The following is an 18059-nucleotide window of genomic DNA, read 5'->3' as shown; positions in this document are numbered from 1 at the left end:
AAAGTTTTTAATATGACAAGAGAAGATAAATTAAACGTTATAGAGGATTTAACTGCGCAGTTAGCTGATAGTCCTTCTATATATTTGGCAGACATTTCTGGATTAAACGCGGATGCTACATCGGCTTTAAGAAAGGCTTGTTTTAAGGCAGATATTAGATTGGCCGTGGTTAAAAATACCTTGCTTGCAAAAGCAATGGAGGCTTCAGAAAAAGATTTCGGTGAGCTTCCAGAGGTGTTAAAGGGGAGTACTTCTTTAATGTTTTCAGAAACAGGAAACGCCCCTGCTAAGCTGATAAAAGCTTTTAGGAAAAAGGCAGAGAAGCCTTTGTTGAAAGGAGCTTATATTGCTGAAGCAATTTATATTGGTGATGATCAATTGGATGCTCTGGTAAGCATCAAGTCTAAAGAAGAAATGATTGGTGAGGTTATTGGATTGTTGCAGTCTCCAGCCAAGAATGTTATTTCTGGACTTAAATCTGGTGGTGGAAAAATCGCCGGAATTCTTAAGACATTATCAGAAAGATAATACGTACGCACTACAAACAATTATATTTTAAAAATTTTATTAAACGATAGAAAAATGGCAGAATTAAAAGATTTCGCAGAACAATTAGTTAACCTTACAGTAAAAGAAGTAAATGAGTTAGCTGCTATATTAAAAGAAGAGTACGGTATCGAGCCTGCTGCTGCTGCAGTTGCAGTTGCTGCTGGTGGAGCTGCTGACGGTGGTGATGCTGCTGCTGAGCAAACTGAATTTGATGTTATTTTGAAAGCTGCTGGAGCTTCTAAATTAGCTGTAGTTAAATTGGTTAAAGAATTAACTGGTTTAGGTTTGAAAGAAGCTAAAGATATCGTTGATAGCGCACCAAAAGCTATTAAAGAAGGTATCTCTAAGGATGAAGCTGAAGGTATTAAAAATTCTTTGGAAGAAGCTGGAGCTGAAGTTGAGCTTAAATAATAGCGACAACCATAATAATTTTGGTTTAGGTCTTTCTGCATTTTTGTAGCTAGACCTAAGCCTATTTATATATATCGTGTATAAAGGAGTACACAACCCAATTATAGTATTCACGATCAAAATTTTGTCCATAGATGTTCACAAATCAGACTGAAAGAATAAGTTTCGCATCCGCTAAGAACACGCCGAATTATCCGGATTTCTTGGACATTCAGATTAAATCATTTCAAGATTTTTTCCAACTTGAAACTAAATCTGACGAAAGGGGCAATGAGGGGTTGTACAACACCTTCATGGAAAACTTTCCAATTACAGACACCAGGAACCAGTTCGTATTAGAATTTTTAGACTATTTCATTGATCCACCGAGATACTCCATCCAAGAATGTATTGAACGTGGACTTACGTATAGTGTTCCATTAAAAGCAAGATTAAAATTATATTGTACAGATCCAGAACACGAGGATTTTGAAACCATTGTACAGGATGTTTACCTAGGAACTATTCCTTACATGACTCCAAGTGGTACCTTCGTTATCAATGGAGCTGAGCGTGTTGTAGTTTCTCAATTACACCGTTCCCCAGGGGTTTTCTTTGGCCAATCTTTTCACGCCAACGGAACCAAGTTGTATTCTGCAAGAGTAATACCTTTTAAAGGTTCTTGGATAGAATTTGCAACAGATATCAATGGCGTTATGTACGCTTATATTGATAGAAAGAAAAAATTACCAGTAACAACCTTATTTAGAGCTATTGGCTTTGAAAGAGATAAGGACATATTGGAAATCTTTGACCTTTCGGAAGAAATTAAAGTTTCTAACGCAGGGTTGAAAAAAGTGCTAGGCCGTAAACTGGCGGCAAGAGTATTGAATACTTGGCACGAAGATTTTGTGGATGAGGATACAGGTGAAGTGGTTTCTATTGAAAGGAACGAAATTATTCTTGATCGTGATACCGTTTTAGAAAAAGATCATATCGCAGAGATAATTGATGCCGATGTGAAAACTATTCTTTTACATAAAGAGAATAATGCACAAAGTGATTACGCAATTATTCATAATACCCTTCAAAAAGATCCAACAAACTCTGAAAAAGAAGCTGTTGAACACATCTATCGTCAATTGCGTAACGCAGAACCGCCAGATGAGGAAACTGCACGTGGTATTATAGATAAATTGTTCTTCTCAGATCAACGTTACAACTTAGGTGAAGTTGGTCGTTATAGAATGAACAAAAAACTTGGTTTGGATATTGGAATGGACAAACAAGTCTTAACCAAGGAAGATATCATTACCATTATAAAATATTTGATCGAGTTAATTAACTCTAAGGCCGAGATTGATGATATTGATCACCTTTCCAATCGTAGAGTTAGAACCGTAGGGGAGCAGTTGTCCCAACAATTCGGTGTGGGTCTTGCTCGTATGGCCAGAACTATTCGTGAGCGTATGAACGTTCGTGATAACGAGGTATTTACACCTATCGATTTGATTAATGCTAAGACCTTGTCTTCTGTAATTAATTCTTTCTTTGGTACCAACCAGTTATCTCAGTTCATGGATCAAACCAATCCATTGGCCGAAATTACTCATAAAAGAAGATTGTCCGCATTAGGGCCAGGAGGTCTTTCAAGGGAAAGAGCCGGTTTCGAAGTGCGTGATGTTCACTATACACACTACGGTAGACTTTGTCCTATCGAAACACCGGAAGGACCGAACATTGGTCTTATTTCTTCTTTATCTGTGTTTGCTAAAGTAGACCCAATGGGCTTCTTGGAAACACCATACCGTAAAGTAGAAAACGGGAAAGTGGATTTGGAAAATTATGCATACCTAAGTGCAGAGGAAGAAGAAGGAATGAAAATTGCCCAGGCAAACATTCCTATGGAAGAAGATGGTACTATTACTGCAGAAAAGGTTATTGCTAGAGATGAAGGGGATTTCCCAGTTTTAGATCCATCTGAAATTAATTATACCGATGTTGCTCCTAATCAAATTGCTTCGATTTCGGCTTCTTTAATTCCGTTCTTGGAGCATGATGATGCTAACCGTGCCCTGATGGGATCTAACATGATGCGTCAGGCCGTTCCCTTGTTAAAACCAGAATCGCCAATTGTCGGTACTGGATTGGAACGCCAGGTAGCTTCAGATTCAAGAGTATTGATCAACGCTGAAGGTAATGGGGTTATTGAATATGTAGATTCTCAGAAAATCACTATTAAATACGACCGTACCGAAGAAGAGCGTTTGGTAAGCTTTGAAGAAGATTCCAAGACCTACGATTTGGTGAAGTTTAGAAAAACGAACCAAGGGACCAGTATTAACCTTAAACCTATTGTTAGAAAAGGGGATAGAGTTAATAAAGGTCAAGTTCTTTGTGAAGGATATGCGACAGAAAAAGGCGAATTGGCCTTGGGAAGAAACTTAGTAGTGGCCTTTATGCCTTGGAAAGGGTATAACTTTGAGGATGCTATCGTAATTTCTGAAAAGGTTGTTCGCGAAGATATATTTACTTCTATCCACGTAGATGAGTACGCTTTGGAAGTTAGGGATACTAAATTGGGTGCTGAAGAGTTGACCAATGATATTCCAAACGTTTCCGAAGAAGCGACTAAAGATTTGGACGAATACGGGATGATCCGTATTGGGGCAGAAGTAAAACCTGGTGATATTTTAATTGGTAAGATTACTCCAAAAGGGGAATCAGACCCTACACCAGAGGAAAAATTATTACGTGCTATCTTCGGTGATAAGGCCGGTGATGTGAAGGATGCTTCTCTAAAAGCTTCTCCTTCTTTAAGAGGGGTTGTTATTGATAAGAAATTGTTCTCACGTTCTATAAAAGATAAGCGTAAGCGTTCTGAAGATAAAGAAGCTATTTCTAAATTGGAGTTGGAATACGAAGTAAAATTCCAACAACTAAAAGATGTATTGGTAGAGAAGTTATTTACCCTTATCAATGGTAAAACATCTCAAGGCGTTCTTAACGACCTTGGTGAAGAAGTTCTTCCAAAAGGTAAGAAATACAGTATGAAAATGCTTAACGCGGTAGACGATTTTGCCCATTTAGTTGGTGGAAGTTGGACTACGGATAAGGATTGTAATACTTTGGTAGCAGATCTATTACATAACTATAAGATAAAATTAAACGACCTTCAAGGGAACCTAAGAAGAGACAAGTTTACAATATCTGTAGGGGATGAATTGCCAGCTGGTATTATGAAATTGGCAAAAGTTTATATAGCTAAAAAGCGTAAACTAAAGGTTGGTGATAAAATGGCAGGACGTCACGGAAACAAAGGTATTGTTTCTAGAATTGTACGTCACGAGGATATGCCATTCTTGGCAGACGGAACACCTGTAGATATCGTATTGAATCCACTAGGGGTACCTTCTCGTATGAACATTGGTCAGATTTATGAAACTGTTCTTGGTTGGGCAGGTCTTAAATTAGGGAAGAAGTATGCAACGCCAATTTTTGACGGTGCTACCTTGGAAGAGATCAATAGCTATACCGATGAGGCCGGAATTCCTAGATTTGGCCATACATACCTCCACGATGGTGGTACTGGTCAACGTTTTGATCAGCCTGCAACCGTAGGAGTTATCTATATGCTGAAATTAGGGCATATGGTCGATGATAAGATGCACGCACGTTCTATAGGACCATACTCATTGATTACACAACAGCCATTGGGTGGTAAAGCCCAGTTTGGTGGTCAGCGTTTTGGAGAGATGGAAGTTTGGGCCTTGGAAGCATATGGTGCCTCGGCAACCCTAAGGGAAATATTGACGGTGAAGTCCGATGATGTTATTGGTAGAGCAAAAACATATGAGGCGATCGTTAAGGGAGAAACCATGCCAGAACCTGGTTTACCAGAATCTTTCAACGTATTAATGCACGAACTTAAAGGATTAGGTTTAGACATTAGATTGGAAGAATAACAAGAATAGGTTTTGAACACTATTCCTAACATATACAATTAAATTAGTATCAGAATATAGTTATGGCTAGACTAAAAGATAATAATACCATAAAAAGGTTTGATAAAATTTCCATCGGTTTGGCTTCTCCAGAATCTATTTTGGCAGAGTCAAGAGGTGAGGTTTTGAAACCTGAAACTATTAACTATAGAACGCACAAACCTGAGCGTGATGGTCTTTTTTGTGAGCGTATCTTTGGTCCTGTAAAGGATTATGAGTGTGCCTGTGGAAAATATAAGAGAATCCGATACCGTGGTATCGTTTGTGATCGTTGTGGGGTAGAGGTAACAGAGAAAAAGGTACGAAGAGATAGAGTAGGACACATTAATTTGGTGGTTCCTGTAGCTCATATCTGGTATTTCCGTTCCCTGCCAAATAAAATCGGTTACCTTTTAGGTTTGCCTTCCAAGAAATTGGATATGATTATTTACTACGAACGTTATGTAGTAATTCAGCCAGGTGTAGCCAAAGGTCCTGAAGGTGAAGAAATCCAGAAAATGGATTTCTTGACCGAAGAGGAGTACCTAAATATTTTAGAGACTATTCCTCAGGATAACCAGTATTTAGACGATACGGATCCTAATAAGTTTATTGCTAAAATGGGGGCAGAATGCCTTATCGATTTGTTGGCAAGAATAGACTTAAGCGACTTGTCTTACGAACTAAGACATAAAGCAAATACTGAAACGTCTAAACAACGTAAGACAGAGGCCTTAAAAAGACTTCAAGTAGTTGAAGCCTTAAGAGAGTCTCAAGAAAATAGAGAAAACAGACCAGATTGGATGATCATGAAAGTGATCCCTGTAATTCCACCAGAATTACGTCCTTTGGTACCATTAGATGGTGGTCGTTTCGCTACATCGGATTTAAATGACCTTTATAGAAGGGTTATTATCAGAAACAACCGTTTAAAACGATTGGTGGAGATAAAAGCTCCTGAAGTGATTCTTAGAAATGAGAAACGTATGCTTCAAGAAGCAGTGGATTCTCTTTTTGATAATACACGTAAAGCATCGGCAGTTAAAACCGAATCTAACAGACCTTTAAAGTCACTTTCAGATTCATTAAAAGGTAAACAAGGGCGTTTCCGTCAAAACCTTTTGGGTAAACGTGTAGATTATTCTGCCCGTTCGGTAATCGTCGTTGGACCTGAAATGAAATTGTTCGAATGTGGTTTGCCTAAAGATATGGCGGCTGAACTGTACAAACCTTTTGTGATCCGTAAGTTGATCGAAAGAGGAATTGTAAAAACGGTAAAGTCTGCTAAGAAAATCATAGACAAAAAAGAACCGGTAGTATGGGATATTTTAGAGAATGTTCTAAAAGGACATCCTGTATTGCTAAACCGTGCTCCTACTTTGCACCGTTTGGGTATCCAAGCGTTCCAGCCAAAACTTATTGAAGGAAAGGCGATTCGTTTACACCCATTGGTATGTACTGCATTTAACGCGGATTTTGATGGGGATCAGATGGCGGTTCACTTGCCATTGGGACCAGAGGCTATTTTGGAAGCACAACTTTTAATGTTGGCTTCTCATAATATCTTGAACCCTGCAAATGGATCTCCTATCACTGTACCTTCCCAGGATATGGTCTTGGGTCTGTACTATATGACCAAGGAAAGAAAGTCTACACCAGAAGTACCTGTTAGAGGTGAAGGCTTAACTTTTTATTCTCATGAAGAAGTAGTGATCGCCTTTAACGAAGGAAGACTACACCTGAACGCAGGAATAAAGGTAAGAGCAAAAGATTTTAACGAAGCAGGAGAGCTTGTGTACCAGGTGATACCTACAACCGTTGGTAGAGTGTTGTTCAACATGGTAGTGCCAGAGGAAGCAGGATATATCAACGATGTATTGAACAAGAAGTCCTTAAGAGATATTATTGGTAATATTTTAAATGTTACCGATGTTCCTACTACAGCAGAGTTTTTGGATAAAATTAAAACTATGGGGTACGAATTCGCTTTCAAAGGTGGATTGTCCTTTAGTTTAGGAGATATTATTATCCCGCCAGAAAAGCATGAAATGATCGCTGATGCTAACGGGCAGGTTGAAGGAATTATGGCCAACTATAACATGGGGCTTATTACCAACAACGAACGTTACAATCAGGTAATTGACGTTTGGACATCTACCAATGCAATGTTGACCGAGTTGGCTATGAAACGTATTCGTGAAGACCAACAAGGATTTAACTCGGTGTATATGATGTTGGATTCCGGTGCGAGGGGATCTAAAGAACAGATCCGTCAGCTTACCGGGATGCGTGGATTGATGGCGAAACCGAAAAAATCGACCGCAGGAGGTGGAGAAATTATTGAAAACCCGATTTTATCGAACTTTAAAGAGGGACTTTCAATTTTGGAATACTTTATCTCTACTCACGGTGCGCGTAAAGGGCTTGCAGATACGGCCTTAAAAACGGCCGATGCAGGATACCTAACCCGTAGATTGGTAGACGTTTCCCAAGATGTTATTATTAATACTGAAGACTGTGGTACCCTTAGAGGTATTCAGGTGGAAGCCCTTAGGAAGAATGAAGAAATTGTTGAATCTTTAGGGGAAAGAATATTAGGTAGGGTTTCTTTACATGATGTGTACGATCCGATTTCAGAAGAGTTATTGCTGAAAGCTGGTCAGGAAATCATGGAGAGCGATGTGAAGAAGATTACAGCTTCTCCTGTCGAAAAAATAGAAGTGCGCTCTGCATTGACCTGTGAGGCCTCTAAAGGTATCTGTGGTAAATGTTATGGTAGAAACCTTTCGACCAATAAAATGGTTCAAAGAGGGGAAGCCGTAGGGGTTGTGGCAGCACAATCAATTGGAGAACCAGGAACACAGTTGACATTGCGTACTTTCCACGTGGGAGGTATTGCAGGGAATATTTCCGAAGATAGCAAGCTAGAGGCTAAATTCTCAGGTATTGCAGAGATTGAAGATTTAAGGACCGTTACTAGCGTAGATGCAGAAGGTAACAATGCTGAAATCGTTATTTCTAGAACTTCTGAAATAAAAATTGTTGATGCGAAGACTGGAATTACCTTAAGTACAAATAACATTCCTTACGGTTCTCAATTGTTCATCAAAAATGGTGATAAAGTTGAAAAAGGGAAGGTAGTTTGTTCTTGGGATCCATATAACGGTGTAATCGTTTCAGAATTCCCTGGTAAAATTGCTTATGAAAATATTGAGCAAGGTGTTACTTATCAAGTTGAAATCGATGAGCAGACCGGATTCCAAGAGAAAGTAATTTCTGAATCAAGGAACAAGAAACTAATCCCTACATTATTGATTAAAAACAATAATGACGAGGTGTTGCGTTCCTACAACTTGCCTGTTGGTTCTCACATCATGGTTGATGATGGCGATAAAATTAAAGAAGGTAAAATTTTGGTTAAAATACCACGTAAATCTGCCAAGTCCGGAGATATTACAGGGGGTCTACCAAGAGTTACTGAATTGTTTGAAGCGCGTAACCCATCAAACCCAGCGGTGGTTTCTGAAATTGACGGTGTTGTTTCCTTCGGAAAAATTAAACGTGGTAACCGCGAAATCATTATCGAGTCTAAATTGGGCGAGGTTAAAAAGTATTTGGTGAAATTATCAAATCAAGTCCTTGTACAAGAAAATGATTATGTACGTGCAGGTATGCCATTATCCGATGGGTCTATTACGCCAGAGGATATCCTAAGAATTAAAGGGCCATCTGCTGTACAGCAGTACTTGGTAAATGAAGTACAGGAAGTATATCGTTTGCAAGGGGTGAAAATTAATGACAAACATTTCGAGGTTGTAGTACGTCAGATGATGCGTAAAGTACGTATTCAAGATCCGGGAGATACTATTTTCTTAGAGAATCAATTGATTCATAAAGACGATTTCATCAGAGAAAATGATGAGATGTTTGGTAAGAAAGTGGTCGAGGATGCTGGAGAGTCTACGAATCTTAAGCCAGGTCAAATTATCACTTCACGTGAATTGAGAGACGAGAACTCTATCTTGAAACGTTCCGATAAGAATTTGGTATCAGCTAGAGATGCAGTAGCAGCAACAGCAACACCAATTCTACAAGGTATTACACGTGCATCCTTACAGACGAAATCGTTTATATCGGCTGCATCGTTCCAAGAGACAACTAAAGTATTAAACGAAGCCGCAGTAAATGGTAAAGTAGATACTTTGGAAGGATTGAAAGAAAACGTAATCGTAGGACACAAAATACCAGCAGGTACTGGTATGAGAGAATATGATAATATCATTGTCGGTTCTAAAGAAGAATACGACGAGATAATGGCTCGTAAAGAGGAATTGAAATTCTAAATATTAAAGCCTCGGTGATCATCACCGAGGCTTTTTTTTATACCCATGCCATAATATTAAGGTTGTTTTAATATTTTAGTACCTTAAATTATTACGATGAGCGATAAAAAATCAGAACAACAACAGATCAATATCGAATTGGATGAGAAAACTGCCGAGGGAATTTATTCTAACTTGGCAATTATAAACCATTCGGTATCGGAATTTGTGGTAGACTTTATAAGTTTAATGCCCGGGGCCCCAAAGGCTAAGGTGAAGAGCAGAATAGTGCTCACTCCTCAACATGCCAAAAAGTTTTTAAAAGCGCTGAGCGATAACGTGCAACGTTTTGAGAATGCCCATGGCACCATAAAAGATTATGAACAACCTCCGATTCCAATGAATTTTGGCCCCACTGGTGAAGCATAATAAAAAGCCCCATGAATTAATATTCATGGGGCTTTTTACCTTTTGTGTCTGCCTTAATTAGGCAATCCAGAAACAGCTACTATTCAAATTCTGAGGTGAAATGTAGCGTTACATTCGGATATTTTTGTTGTGTCATTTGTAAAGAAAACTGAGAGTCGGCAAGAAATACCAATTGCTTTCTTTTGTCCATGGCTAAAAACTTTTGTTTTACCCTTTTAAACTCCTTAAACTCTTCGCTGTTTTTATCCTTAGCCTGTACCCAACAAGCCTTGTAAACAGGGAAATTCTCGTAGGTGCATTTGGCGCCATATTCGTGTTCCAATCGATATTGGATGACCTCGAACTGTAGGGCTCCCACCGTACCGATAACCTTTCTTCCGTTCATTTCTAGGGTAAATAACTGGGCAACACCTTCGTCCATAAGTTGGTCAATACCCTTGTAAAGCTGTTTGGATTTTAAAGGGTCGGCATTGTTTATATATCTAAAATGCTCTGGAGAGAAACTTGGAATTCCTTTGTAATTTAAAATTTCGCCCTCTGTAAGGGTATCGCCTATCTTAAAATTTCCAGTATCGTGTAATCCAACAATATCCCCAGGGTAAGAAATATCAACAATCTCCTTTTTCTCTGCAAAGAAGGCGTTTGGACTAGAGAACTTAAACTTTTTACCCTGGCGAACGTGTAAATACGGTTTGTTCCTTTCAAAAGTTCCCGATACAATCTTTATAAAAGCAAGTCTATCGCGGTGCTTTGGATCCATATTGGCGTGGATCTTAAATACAAATCCCGTCAATGCAGTTTCATTGGCCTGCACTGTGCGTTCCTCGGCCGCTTTGGCCCTTGGCGAAGGGGCTATGTCAATAAAACAATCCAAGAGCTCTCTAACACCAAAATTGTTTAGTGCTGAGCCAAAAAATACAGGTTGTTGCTTGGCTGCCAAATAACTTTCCTTATCAAAATCTGGGTAAACACCTTTTACCAATTCTATATTATCGCGTAGATCAGCGGCAGCTTTGGTTCCTATGATGTTTTCTAGTTCTGGGCTATCAATATCATCAAAAGCAATAGTTTCTTCAATATTCTTTTTACTGTCCCCACTAAAAAGATTTATATTTTTCTCGTAAATATTATATATCCCCTTAAAATCGTATCCCATGCCTATAGGAAAACTAAGAGGGCTTACAGATAAGCCTAGTTTTTGTTCTACTTCATCCAAAAGATCAAAGGCGTCCTTTCCTTCCCTATCTAGTTTGTTGATAAAAACAATCATGGGAATGTTACGCATGCGACAGACTTCCACTAGTTTTTCGGTTTGTTCCTCTACACCTTTGGCAACATCTATAACAACAATAACACTATCTACCGCGGTAAGCGTCCTAAAGGTATCTTCGGCAAAATCTTTGTGCCCGGGAGTATCTAGGATGTTAATTTTTTTGTCCTTATAAAGAAAAGCTAAAACAGAAGTAGCTACAGAGATCCCTCTTTGTCTCTCAATCTCCATAAAGTCACTGGTAGCTCCCTTTTTTATTTTATTATTTTTAACTGCACCAGCCTCCTGAATAGCACCTCCAAACAATAATAGTTTTTCGGTTAGGGTGGTTTTACCGGCATCTGGATGCGATATGATGCCGAAAGTTCTTCTTCTTTCTATTTCTGTCTTGAAACTCATTCATCAATGATTTCCGCAAAAATAATGTAAATAAAACTTCTTCAAGGCCCTAAATACTTTAAATATCACCAAATAATGGAATTTATACAGTTGTTAAAATAGCAGCAAAGGGAGATGTGAACATTTTTTAAGGGAGCACTAATCGGGCTGGCAAGGAAGCCTTTTACCGACCTTTAATATCTAAACCTTTAAATCAGTTGTATGGGAGGCTGATATTTGGTGCTTGTAAATAATCATATCCTTCGGCAATACTAAAGGGTGTTTTAGCGTTTAAAAGAATAAATGCCTGTTAGCCTGGTTTTTGCTGTCACTTTCTAAGTAAAATGAGAATGGCATGAAAATCACCTTGGTTCTTTTTAATAAACAATTTATGCTATTTTAAATGAGACATCAAAGGAGGTCCTTACTGTTGGTTTTATTGCTTTGTACCGCTTTTTCTGGGCTTTATGCACAACAAGATGCTCAATTTACCCAGTATATGTTTAATACTATGAGTATTAATCCTGCCTACGCTGGTTCAAGAGGCCAATTGAGCATTGCAGGGCTTTACCGTTCACAATGGGTGGGTGTTGAAGGAGCTCCGAAAACACAAACCTTAAACCTGCACGCTCCTATAAGGGACAGTAAGCTAGGATATGGAATATCTATTGTAAACGATGAAATAGGGAACGGAGTAGTGCAAGAGACTTATCTGGACGCTATGGTTTCGTATACCATAGAAGTGTCCTTAGAGGGCAAACTGTCCTTTGGATTAAAGGCAAGTGCCAATATTCTAAACCTAGATTTTAACGGATTGAAAAATTATGAGTCCGAAAATGTGCAAGGAGATAATATAGATAACAAGGTGTCGCCAAACTTTGGAGTTGGACTGTATTACCATACCGATAAATTCTATGCAGGGCTGTCTGCTCCAAATCTGATAGAGACCAAACATTTTGATAATTCCCAAAGAAATGCCAAGGACACTCAGTTCCTAGCGGCAGAACGAATCAATTTTTATATGATTACCGGCTATGTTTTTGACCTAGAACGTGGTTTTAAATTTAAACCAGCATTATTGACAAAGGTTGTTGGCGGTGCGCCTTTGCAAGTAGATGTTTCTGCCAATTTTCTGTATAATGAAAAGTTTAGCTTTGGTGCTGCCTATAGATGGGATGCGGCTGTAAGTGGCATGGTAGGATTTCAAATTAGCGACCAATTTACGATTGGTTTAGCATATGACAGAGAAACGACCGCCTTGGGAAATACCCAATTTAATGACGGGTCTTTTGAGGTGTTTTTAAGATTTGAAGTAGAGAAGTCTGTCCGAAGAATGAGATCAAGGCGTTTCTTTTAAAAGGATATCCATGTGACGCCTTTTTTATGGATATGGAAATAGCCAAATTTAATAATCTCCTCTTGTTATTTGGTATATACAAAACTCCCTTTGACTAGGGGATAGCGAACATTCACAACATTAAATTTTAATTGCTTTTGATATTGTATACTTTGGGGTATCAACCAAGTTGTTATAAGCTATTACGAAATCATAGTTCATAAGGAGCAGTAACTATAAAAAAAGTTTTTAGGGCCTATGTATTTAAGCCATAAATTAAAATGTTTAGTATTATTAATGTTCTCCTTTCTAGTTGCGCTGCCGCTATTTTCACAGGTTACCGGTGATTACAGATCCAAGGCAACCGGTAACTGGAATAGCCCCAGTACTTGGCAATTCTTTAATGGTACCTCATGGGTGAATGCCACTTCATATCCTGGTCAAAATAGTAATGTGGCTACCGTAACCATTGGGAGTGATAATGAGGTAACCTTAAATACCAATATAACAACTTATACCGTAAACCAACTTATTATTGGAGATGAATCAGGTGGCAAGGACACCTTATCATTGCCTGATAATGGGAATTTTACTGTCACTATTTTGTTGGTCGCCGTGCAAAGTGACGGTATTCTCACTTGGGTAAAGAATGCGGATCTTCATTTACCCCATGGGGCAATGATATACAATAACGGAGGAAAGATTACAACGAATAGCAATTGTAATGCTTCTCAAAACATCTTTATTGGAGACAGTAAATTCTCAAACTGTAACGGAAAAGGAGGTTCTGATTATTCTTTTAATGAAATAGAAGGGGCCTTGCCCCCTCCAAGCAGTAATGGCGATATTACCGAATGTGAAGAAAATCCCATCCAAACCTTAACGGCTTCCGCCACTCCTCCTTCGGGCGCCTATGTAGTGTGGTATACAGCAAGCAGTGGTGGGGCTTCTGTTTCCCCAACCTTAAATACCGTAGGAAATGTTACCTATTATGGAGAAAGTGTTGATAATTCAGATTCCAATCGAAGAAGTCTTTTTAGAACGCCGGTGAAACTTACCATTCATCCAAGGCCTATTATTACAGTTACTCGTTCTCCAAGCTGTAATTTGTTTTTTACGAATTACTCACTAGAGGTAACGGTGAGTTCAGGAACTGTAACCAGTACAGCAGGGACTGTGACCAATACCTCGGGAAATGTTTGGAATATTGCCAATGTGCCCTCGGGAACCAATATTGTAGTAACGGTGACCGATACCAATAGTTGTACTAATCAACTACCGGTAACCGCACCTAATTGCAACTGTCCTTTTGTAAATGACCCTAGTAGTGGTGGTGACCAATCCTATTGTGCCGGAGATCCCGTACCCTCCATTACTGCTTCGGTAAATTTTGGAGAGACAGTAGACTGGTATGATTCGGCCAGTGGTGGAAACTTACTGCTTTTGGGAAATACAACATACCAGCCAGCCGGATCTGAGACCTATTATGCCGAGGCAAGAAATACGATATCCAATTGTATTAGTGGGACCAGGACTGCTATTACAGTCATACAAAACGCTCCCTCCTCCGTTTCTATTAATGCCGATGAAACTGTTTTTGTGGGCGGGAATGCTATTTTTACTATAACTTCTACCAATGCAGATAGCTATCAATGGCAAGTCAGTACAGATGGGGGAACGGTCTTTAACAATATTAGTGATGGTACGGAATACGCCGGAACGCAGTCAACTGCCTTAACCGTCAAGACCGCCGGTGTAAATAAAAATGGATACAGGTACCGCGTTTTGGCTTCAAAGTTCGGATCTAGTTGCTCCCCTACAACTTCTGCTTCCGCTCTATTAACGGTAAATGTAGCAACGGTAATTACCAACAGAAGAATTAGCCATAGGGTCTTTATAAATAAATTGGGCTCGCTATAAGTTTTTGAGTAGCTATCAAACTTCTATATAGCAGATTTACGTGGCAAGGACTTACACTGATTTTTAATAAGGCTTATTCGTCACGGATATGACTAATATGTTGTTTACACTTCATAAAACAAGCTTTTTACAACAATTAATTTGCTGTGATCGTAGGTGGACTAACTTTGTATTTAATAATCATTAAATCATGGTGTTTAACCAATAGAACGCTTTTTATGTATTATTTTAAACGTAACATCTTTGTTTTTCTGATTGTATGGACTTTGTTTTTATCTATAAATCGAATTTTTGCCCAAATAGGAGTAGGTGCAAATTTTGGGATAGAAGCCGATGTGCATTCAGGAGATATTTTATCCGGACTCTCTACCGACGATTGGTTTTATAACGGAAGTTCCGGTGCAGGAGTTGTAGATGAAGCCACAGCTATCACAATGGGCTATAAAGCACAACTGATGGCTAACAATAATATTGCTTTCGATTTACGACAAAGTATCCCCAATTACGCTACAAATGGAGGGTATATCTGGTATAGTAGCCGATATGGACGGGATTACGTAAATATCTCATCTCCAGACCTTACAACGTTTATTGGAGGTAAGAACGGGGATAACCCCAATACATCATGGCCCATTGGTTCAGGACAGGTGCCCGATAAATCAGATATAGTAGATGCAGGGGTTCATATGAGAAGAAACGGAATAAATGTCACTGATGATCTATGGGTGAATTTAATGATATCTACTTTGTCATCTTCCGGTAGTCATTTTATAGATTTTGAGTTATTTGTATCCGAATTACAGACCACCAGTAATGGATTCACCAATTCGGGGGCACAAGAAGGACATACAGCGTGGGTTTTCGATACAAGTGGAAATGTAATCACCATAGGGGATATGATTATTGGGTTTTCTTTTGGAGGATCGGGTGTTTCTGGTTTAGAAGTAAGGCTTTGGGTAGATAGGACTGTCCATAAACCTGGAACTTCACCGGGAGGCACTTCTACCTTTACCTGGGGAAATAACATAGACGGAGGAAGTACCTACGGATACGCTCAAATTGTCGTTCCTCCTGGAGCCTTGTTGAGTAGTGTAAACAGCCTTCTTTCTAAAGACGGCCCTCCTTGGGGAACCGCAGATACAAAAGGTTATGTGGACGATTATGGGAAGGGAGTTTTTGCAGAAGTTGGTGTCAATTTTACCAAATTAGGATTTGATCCACGTGCCCTATTTGGAACTGGTGCGGCCTGTGATTCACCTTTTAGTGCAGTGTTGGCGAAATCTAGAACTTCGGAATCTTTTACTTCCGCTCTTAAAGATTTTGCCGGACCTTACGTGTTTTTGGGTTCCGCCGAAGGGACTCAGGTGAATACAACTATAGTCGATCCCGGAGATTTTGATTCCTGTATGACAGGAGAAACCTTAACCCTGAAGGCAGAGTTTATGTCAACTTCCTCGGAATATGTTTGGTACTCCCTTACACCGGGGGTGGTTTTTCCAGCCAATGGGCTTTCACAAATATCCGGGGTAGGAATGGACGAGGTAGTTATAGACACCATGGGAGACTATCAATTGGGGATAGCACCTTTGTTGGGGTGTACCCCGGCAACCGACCCAACAGATATTATTAGTATTCGCGCAAAACCATGTGCCTTTGCCGATAGTTATAATGTTACGGAAAATATCAGCTTAAATGTGGCAGCAAGTGGATTGATAGGAAATGATACCGATGACGATAGCAATGATACCCTAACCGTAACGACTATTCCTGTAGTAGATGTTTCTAATGGGACCCTTAACTTAGCCTCTGATGGTAGCTTTACCTACCTGCCAAACCCTGGATTTACAGGAATAGATACTTTTACATATCAGGTATGCGATTCTTTTGGTTTATGTGATACAGCAGCGGTTAGCCTTGTTGTGTTTGCAGATTTTGATGGAGATGGAATTATTGATGTTAATGATTTGGATGATGACAATGATGGGATTCTAGATACTACTGAGTCCAACGGTATAGATCCCAGTGCAGATCATGATAGTGATGGGATTCCTAATTATAGAGATCCTGACTTTTGTACTTTAAACATCCATGGTGTCTGTGAAAACCTGGATCCAAATGGAGATGGGATTCCTAATCACTTAGATTTGGACAGTGACGGCGATGGCTGTAACGACGTTACAGAAGCCGGATTTACAGATGCTAACGGTGATGGTATACTAGGAGATTTATCGACAATGGTCGATGCTAATGGACTAGTTGTAGGAACCAACGTTACAGATGGCTATACTACTCCTAAAGATGGAGATAACAATAGTATTTATGATTTCTTGGAAGTAGGACAAGCTGCTGTTATTACAATGCAACCATCTGATGTTACAGTACTAGTTGGAGCTAATACTTCTTTTTCAATGACTGCTACTTCGGCAATAACTTATCAATGGCAATTAAGTACCGATGGAGGCAGTTCTTTTTCTAATCTATCCAATGGGGGAAAATACTCGGGCAGCGATACTCCTACACTTCAAATAAACTCGGTTCAATTAGATATGAATGACTATCAGTATAGAGTAATTGTTTTTAATGATGCCTTTAATTGTGACACTACGGATACCACTGTCCCGGCATCCTTAAGAGTACTGGTTAGGTCGGTAATTACCAATAAAAGAATTACCCATAGGGTTAAAAAGAACTAGGCCTTGCCATCTATCTTAACGCCTGTGAAAAACACATTCTTATCATCCAATAACCATCTTGCGTTTACGATAAATAAAAGGGTAATCGACCAACGACCACTAAAAAAAGAAAGGTTTTTAAGAATGGTTACCCCTAAAAATATGCTCTTTACATAATGAATGGGCACTTACACAACATTTATTTTTAGGAGGATATAGTAAAGTTAATTTTGTTAATAGTTAATTCTTTGCTGCCTTGATGTTTATAAAGACGATGATCAAAAACCATCAAGAAACTAAGGTTTAGTAATGGTGAAATAACTGACCAATAAGTACCAAAATTTGAATACCGCATAAATCAACAACCATGGACAAAAGAATTCTGCTAATAATCTTTTTTCTCGTAACTGGAATTTCATTTTCTCAGACTACGGTTACTTTACAGGATCAATGTAATTGCGAGGTACTTAGTGGTACCCTAGTAGCTTCTCCTGGAACTACTTCTCCCGGAGGAGCAGATATAGGTGATATCTATGTTAATACCACAACTGGGACCATATATTTTTGGGACGGTGATTCTTGGGAATTAACCTCTTCCGATAATCAACAACTACAAAATTTTAGTTTTGATGCAACAACCAACCTGCTTTCCTTGACTTTGGAAAATGGAGGCAGTATGAGTGTAGATTTAGGAAGCCTGAAATTTGTGGAGACCCTGACTTCCATAGTAGAAAATGCCAATGGGACCTTTACCTATACGGATGAAGCGGGGAACCCTACTAGTATCGATATCACCAACCTGGAGACCTT

The 18059-nt window shown here is 39.1% G+C and carries 11 protein-coding genes; 9 read left to right on the top strand and 2 right to left on the bottom strand.

Annotated features, from left to right (window positions below; all coding sequences use genetic code 11):
* The first annotated feature begins 12 nt into the window (after nt 1-12).
* The 5 genes from rplJ to BUA16_RS10240 all read left to right on the top strand — a co-directional run bounded on the left by rplJ (nt 13) and on the right by BUA16_RS10240 (nt 9673).
* The gene (gene rplJ, locus BUA16_RS10260) at nt 13-528 is read left to right on the top strand and encodes a 50S ribosomal protein L10 (RefSeq protein ID WP_072764666.1); all 516 of its coding nucleotides are present in this window, start codon (nt 13-15) and stop codon (nt 526-528) included.
* 54 nt (nt 529-582) lie between these two features.
* Entirely contained in the window at nt 583-960 is a 378-nt protein-coding gene (gene rplL / locus BUA16_RS10255; RefSeq protein WP_072764665.1) for a 50S ribosomal protein L7/L12, read from the top strand.
* A 134-nt stretch (nt 961-1094) separates the two neighbouring features.
* Nucleotides 1095-4904, top strand: a complete 3810-nt coding sequence (gene rpoB, locus BUA16_RS10250; protein WP_072764664.1) for a DNA-directed RNA polymerase subunit beta — start codon at nt 1095-1097, stop codon at nt 4902-4904.
* A 62-nt stretch (nt 4905-4966) separates the two neighbouring features.
* On the top strand, nt 4967-9265 hold the full coding sequence (rpoC, locus tag BUA16_RS10245; RefSeq protein ID WP_072764663.1) for a DNA-directed RNA polymerase subunit beta': 4299 nt from the start codon (nt 4967-4969) through the stop codon (nt 9263-9265).
* 96 nt (nt 9266-9361) lie between these two features.
* Nucleotides 9362-9673, top strand: coding sequence for a DUF3467 domain-containing protein (locus tag BUA16_RS10240; RefSeq protein ID WP_072764662.1), 312 nt, complete (start codon nt 9362-9364; stop codon nt 9671-9673).
* 79 nt (nt 9674-9752) lie between these two features.
* On the opposite strand, the gene BUA16_RS10235 is transcribed toward BUA16_RS10240, so the two are convergent.
* Nucleotides 9753-11342, bottom strand: a complete 1590-nt coding sequence (locus tag BUA16_RS10235) for a peptide chain release factor 3 (RefSeq protein WP_072764661.1) — start codon at nt 11340-11342, stop codon at nt 9753-9755.
* Between the two features lie 382 nt (nt 11343-11724).
* On the opposite strand from BUA16_RS10235, the gene BUA16_RS10230 reads away from it, so the two are divergent.
* The 3 genes from BUA16_RS10230 (at nt 11725) to BUA16_RS10220 (ending at nt 17270) form a co-directional block, all read left to right on the top strand.
* The gene (locus BUA16_RS10230) at nt 11725-12678 is read left to right on the top strand and encodes a PorP/SprF family type IX secretion system membrane protein (RefSeq protein ID WP_072764660.1); all 954 of its coding nucleotides are present in this window, start codon (nt 11725-11727) and stop codon (nt 12676-12678) included.
* Nucleotides 12679-12954: 276 nt separating this feature from the next.
* On the top strand, nt 12955-14577 hold the full coding sequence (locus BUA16_RS10225; protein WP_072764659.1) for an immunoglobulin domain-containing protein: 1623 nt from the start codon (nt 12955-12957) through the stop codon (nt 14575-14577).
* Nucleotides 14578-14795: 218 nt separating this feature from the next.
* A complete protein-coding gene (locus tag BUA16_RS10220; protein ID WP_072764658.1) occupies nt 14796-17270 on the top strand; it encodes an Ig-like domain-containing protein in 2475 nt (824 codons plus the stop codon).
* On the opposite strand, the gene BUA16_RS18645 is transcribed toward BUA16_RS10220, so the two are convergent.
* Nucleotides 17267-17437 (bottom strand): hypothetical protein, encoded by a 171-nt coding sequence (locus tag BUA16_RS18645; RefSeq protein WP_178338869.1) that lies wholly within the window; start codon nt 17435-17437, stop codon nt 17267-17269. The genes BUA16_RS10220 and BUA16_RS18645 overlap by 4 nt on opposite strands.
* 179 nt (nt 17438-17616) lie before the next feature.
* On the opposite strand from BUA16_RS18645, the gene BUA16_RS10215 reads away from it, so the two are divergent.
* Nucleotides 17617-18059 (top strand): hypothetical protein (locus tag BUA16_RS10215; protein WP_143150491.1); only part of this gene is annotated, 443 nt, incomplete at its 3' end.

This window comes from Arenibacter nanhaiticus (genome assembly GCF_900141935.1).
Lineage (GTDB): Bacteria > Bacteroidota > Bacteroidia > Flavobacteriales > Flavobacteriaceae > Arenibacter > Arenibacter nanhaiticus.
This window is presented reverse-complemented; position numbering and strand designations above follow the sequence as displayed.

Bases quoted from the DNA above. Each gene is read 5' to 3' on its own strand.
- BUA16_RS10225 (WP_072764659.1), top strand. From the start codon at position 12,955: ATGTTCTCCTTTCTAGTTGCGCTGCCGCTATTTTCACAGGTTACCGGT.
- rpoB (WP_072764664.1), top strand. From the start codon at position 1,095: ATGTTCACAAATCAGACTGAAAGAATAAGTTTCGCATCCGCTAAGAAC.
- rplL (WP_072764665.1), top strand. From the start codon at position 583: ATGGCAGAATTAAAAGATTTCGCAGAACAATTAGTTAACCTTACAGTA.
- BUA16_RS10230 (WP_072764660.1), top strand. From the start codon at position 11,725: ATGAGACATCAAAGGAGGTCCTTACTGTTGGTTTTATTGCTTTGTACC.
- BUA16_RS10235 (WP_072764661.1), bottom strand. From the start codon at position 11,342: ATGAGTTTCAAGACAGAAATAGAAAGAAGAAGAACTTTCGGCATCATA.
- rpoC (WP_072764663.1), top strand. From the start codon at position 4,967: ATGGCTAGACTAAAAGATAATAATACCATAAAAAGGTTTGATAAAATT.
- BUA16_RS10220 (WP_072764658.1), top strand. From the start codon at position 14,796: ATGTATTATTTTAAACGTAACATCTTTGTTTTTCTGATTGTATGGACT.
- rplJ (WP_072764666.1), top strand. From the start codon at position 13: ATGACAAGAGAAGATAAATTAAACGTTATAGAGGATTTAACTGCGCAG.
- BUA16_RS10240 (WP_072764662.1), top strand. From the start codon at position 9,362: ATGAGCGATAAAAAATCAGAACAACAACAGATCAATATCGAATTGGAT.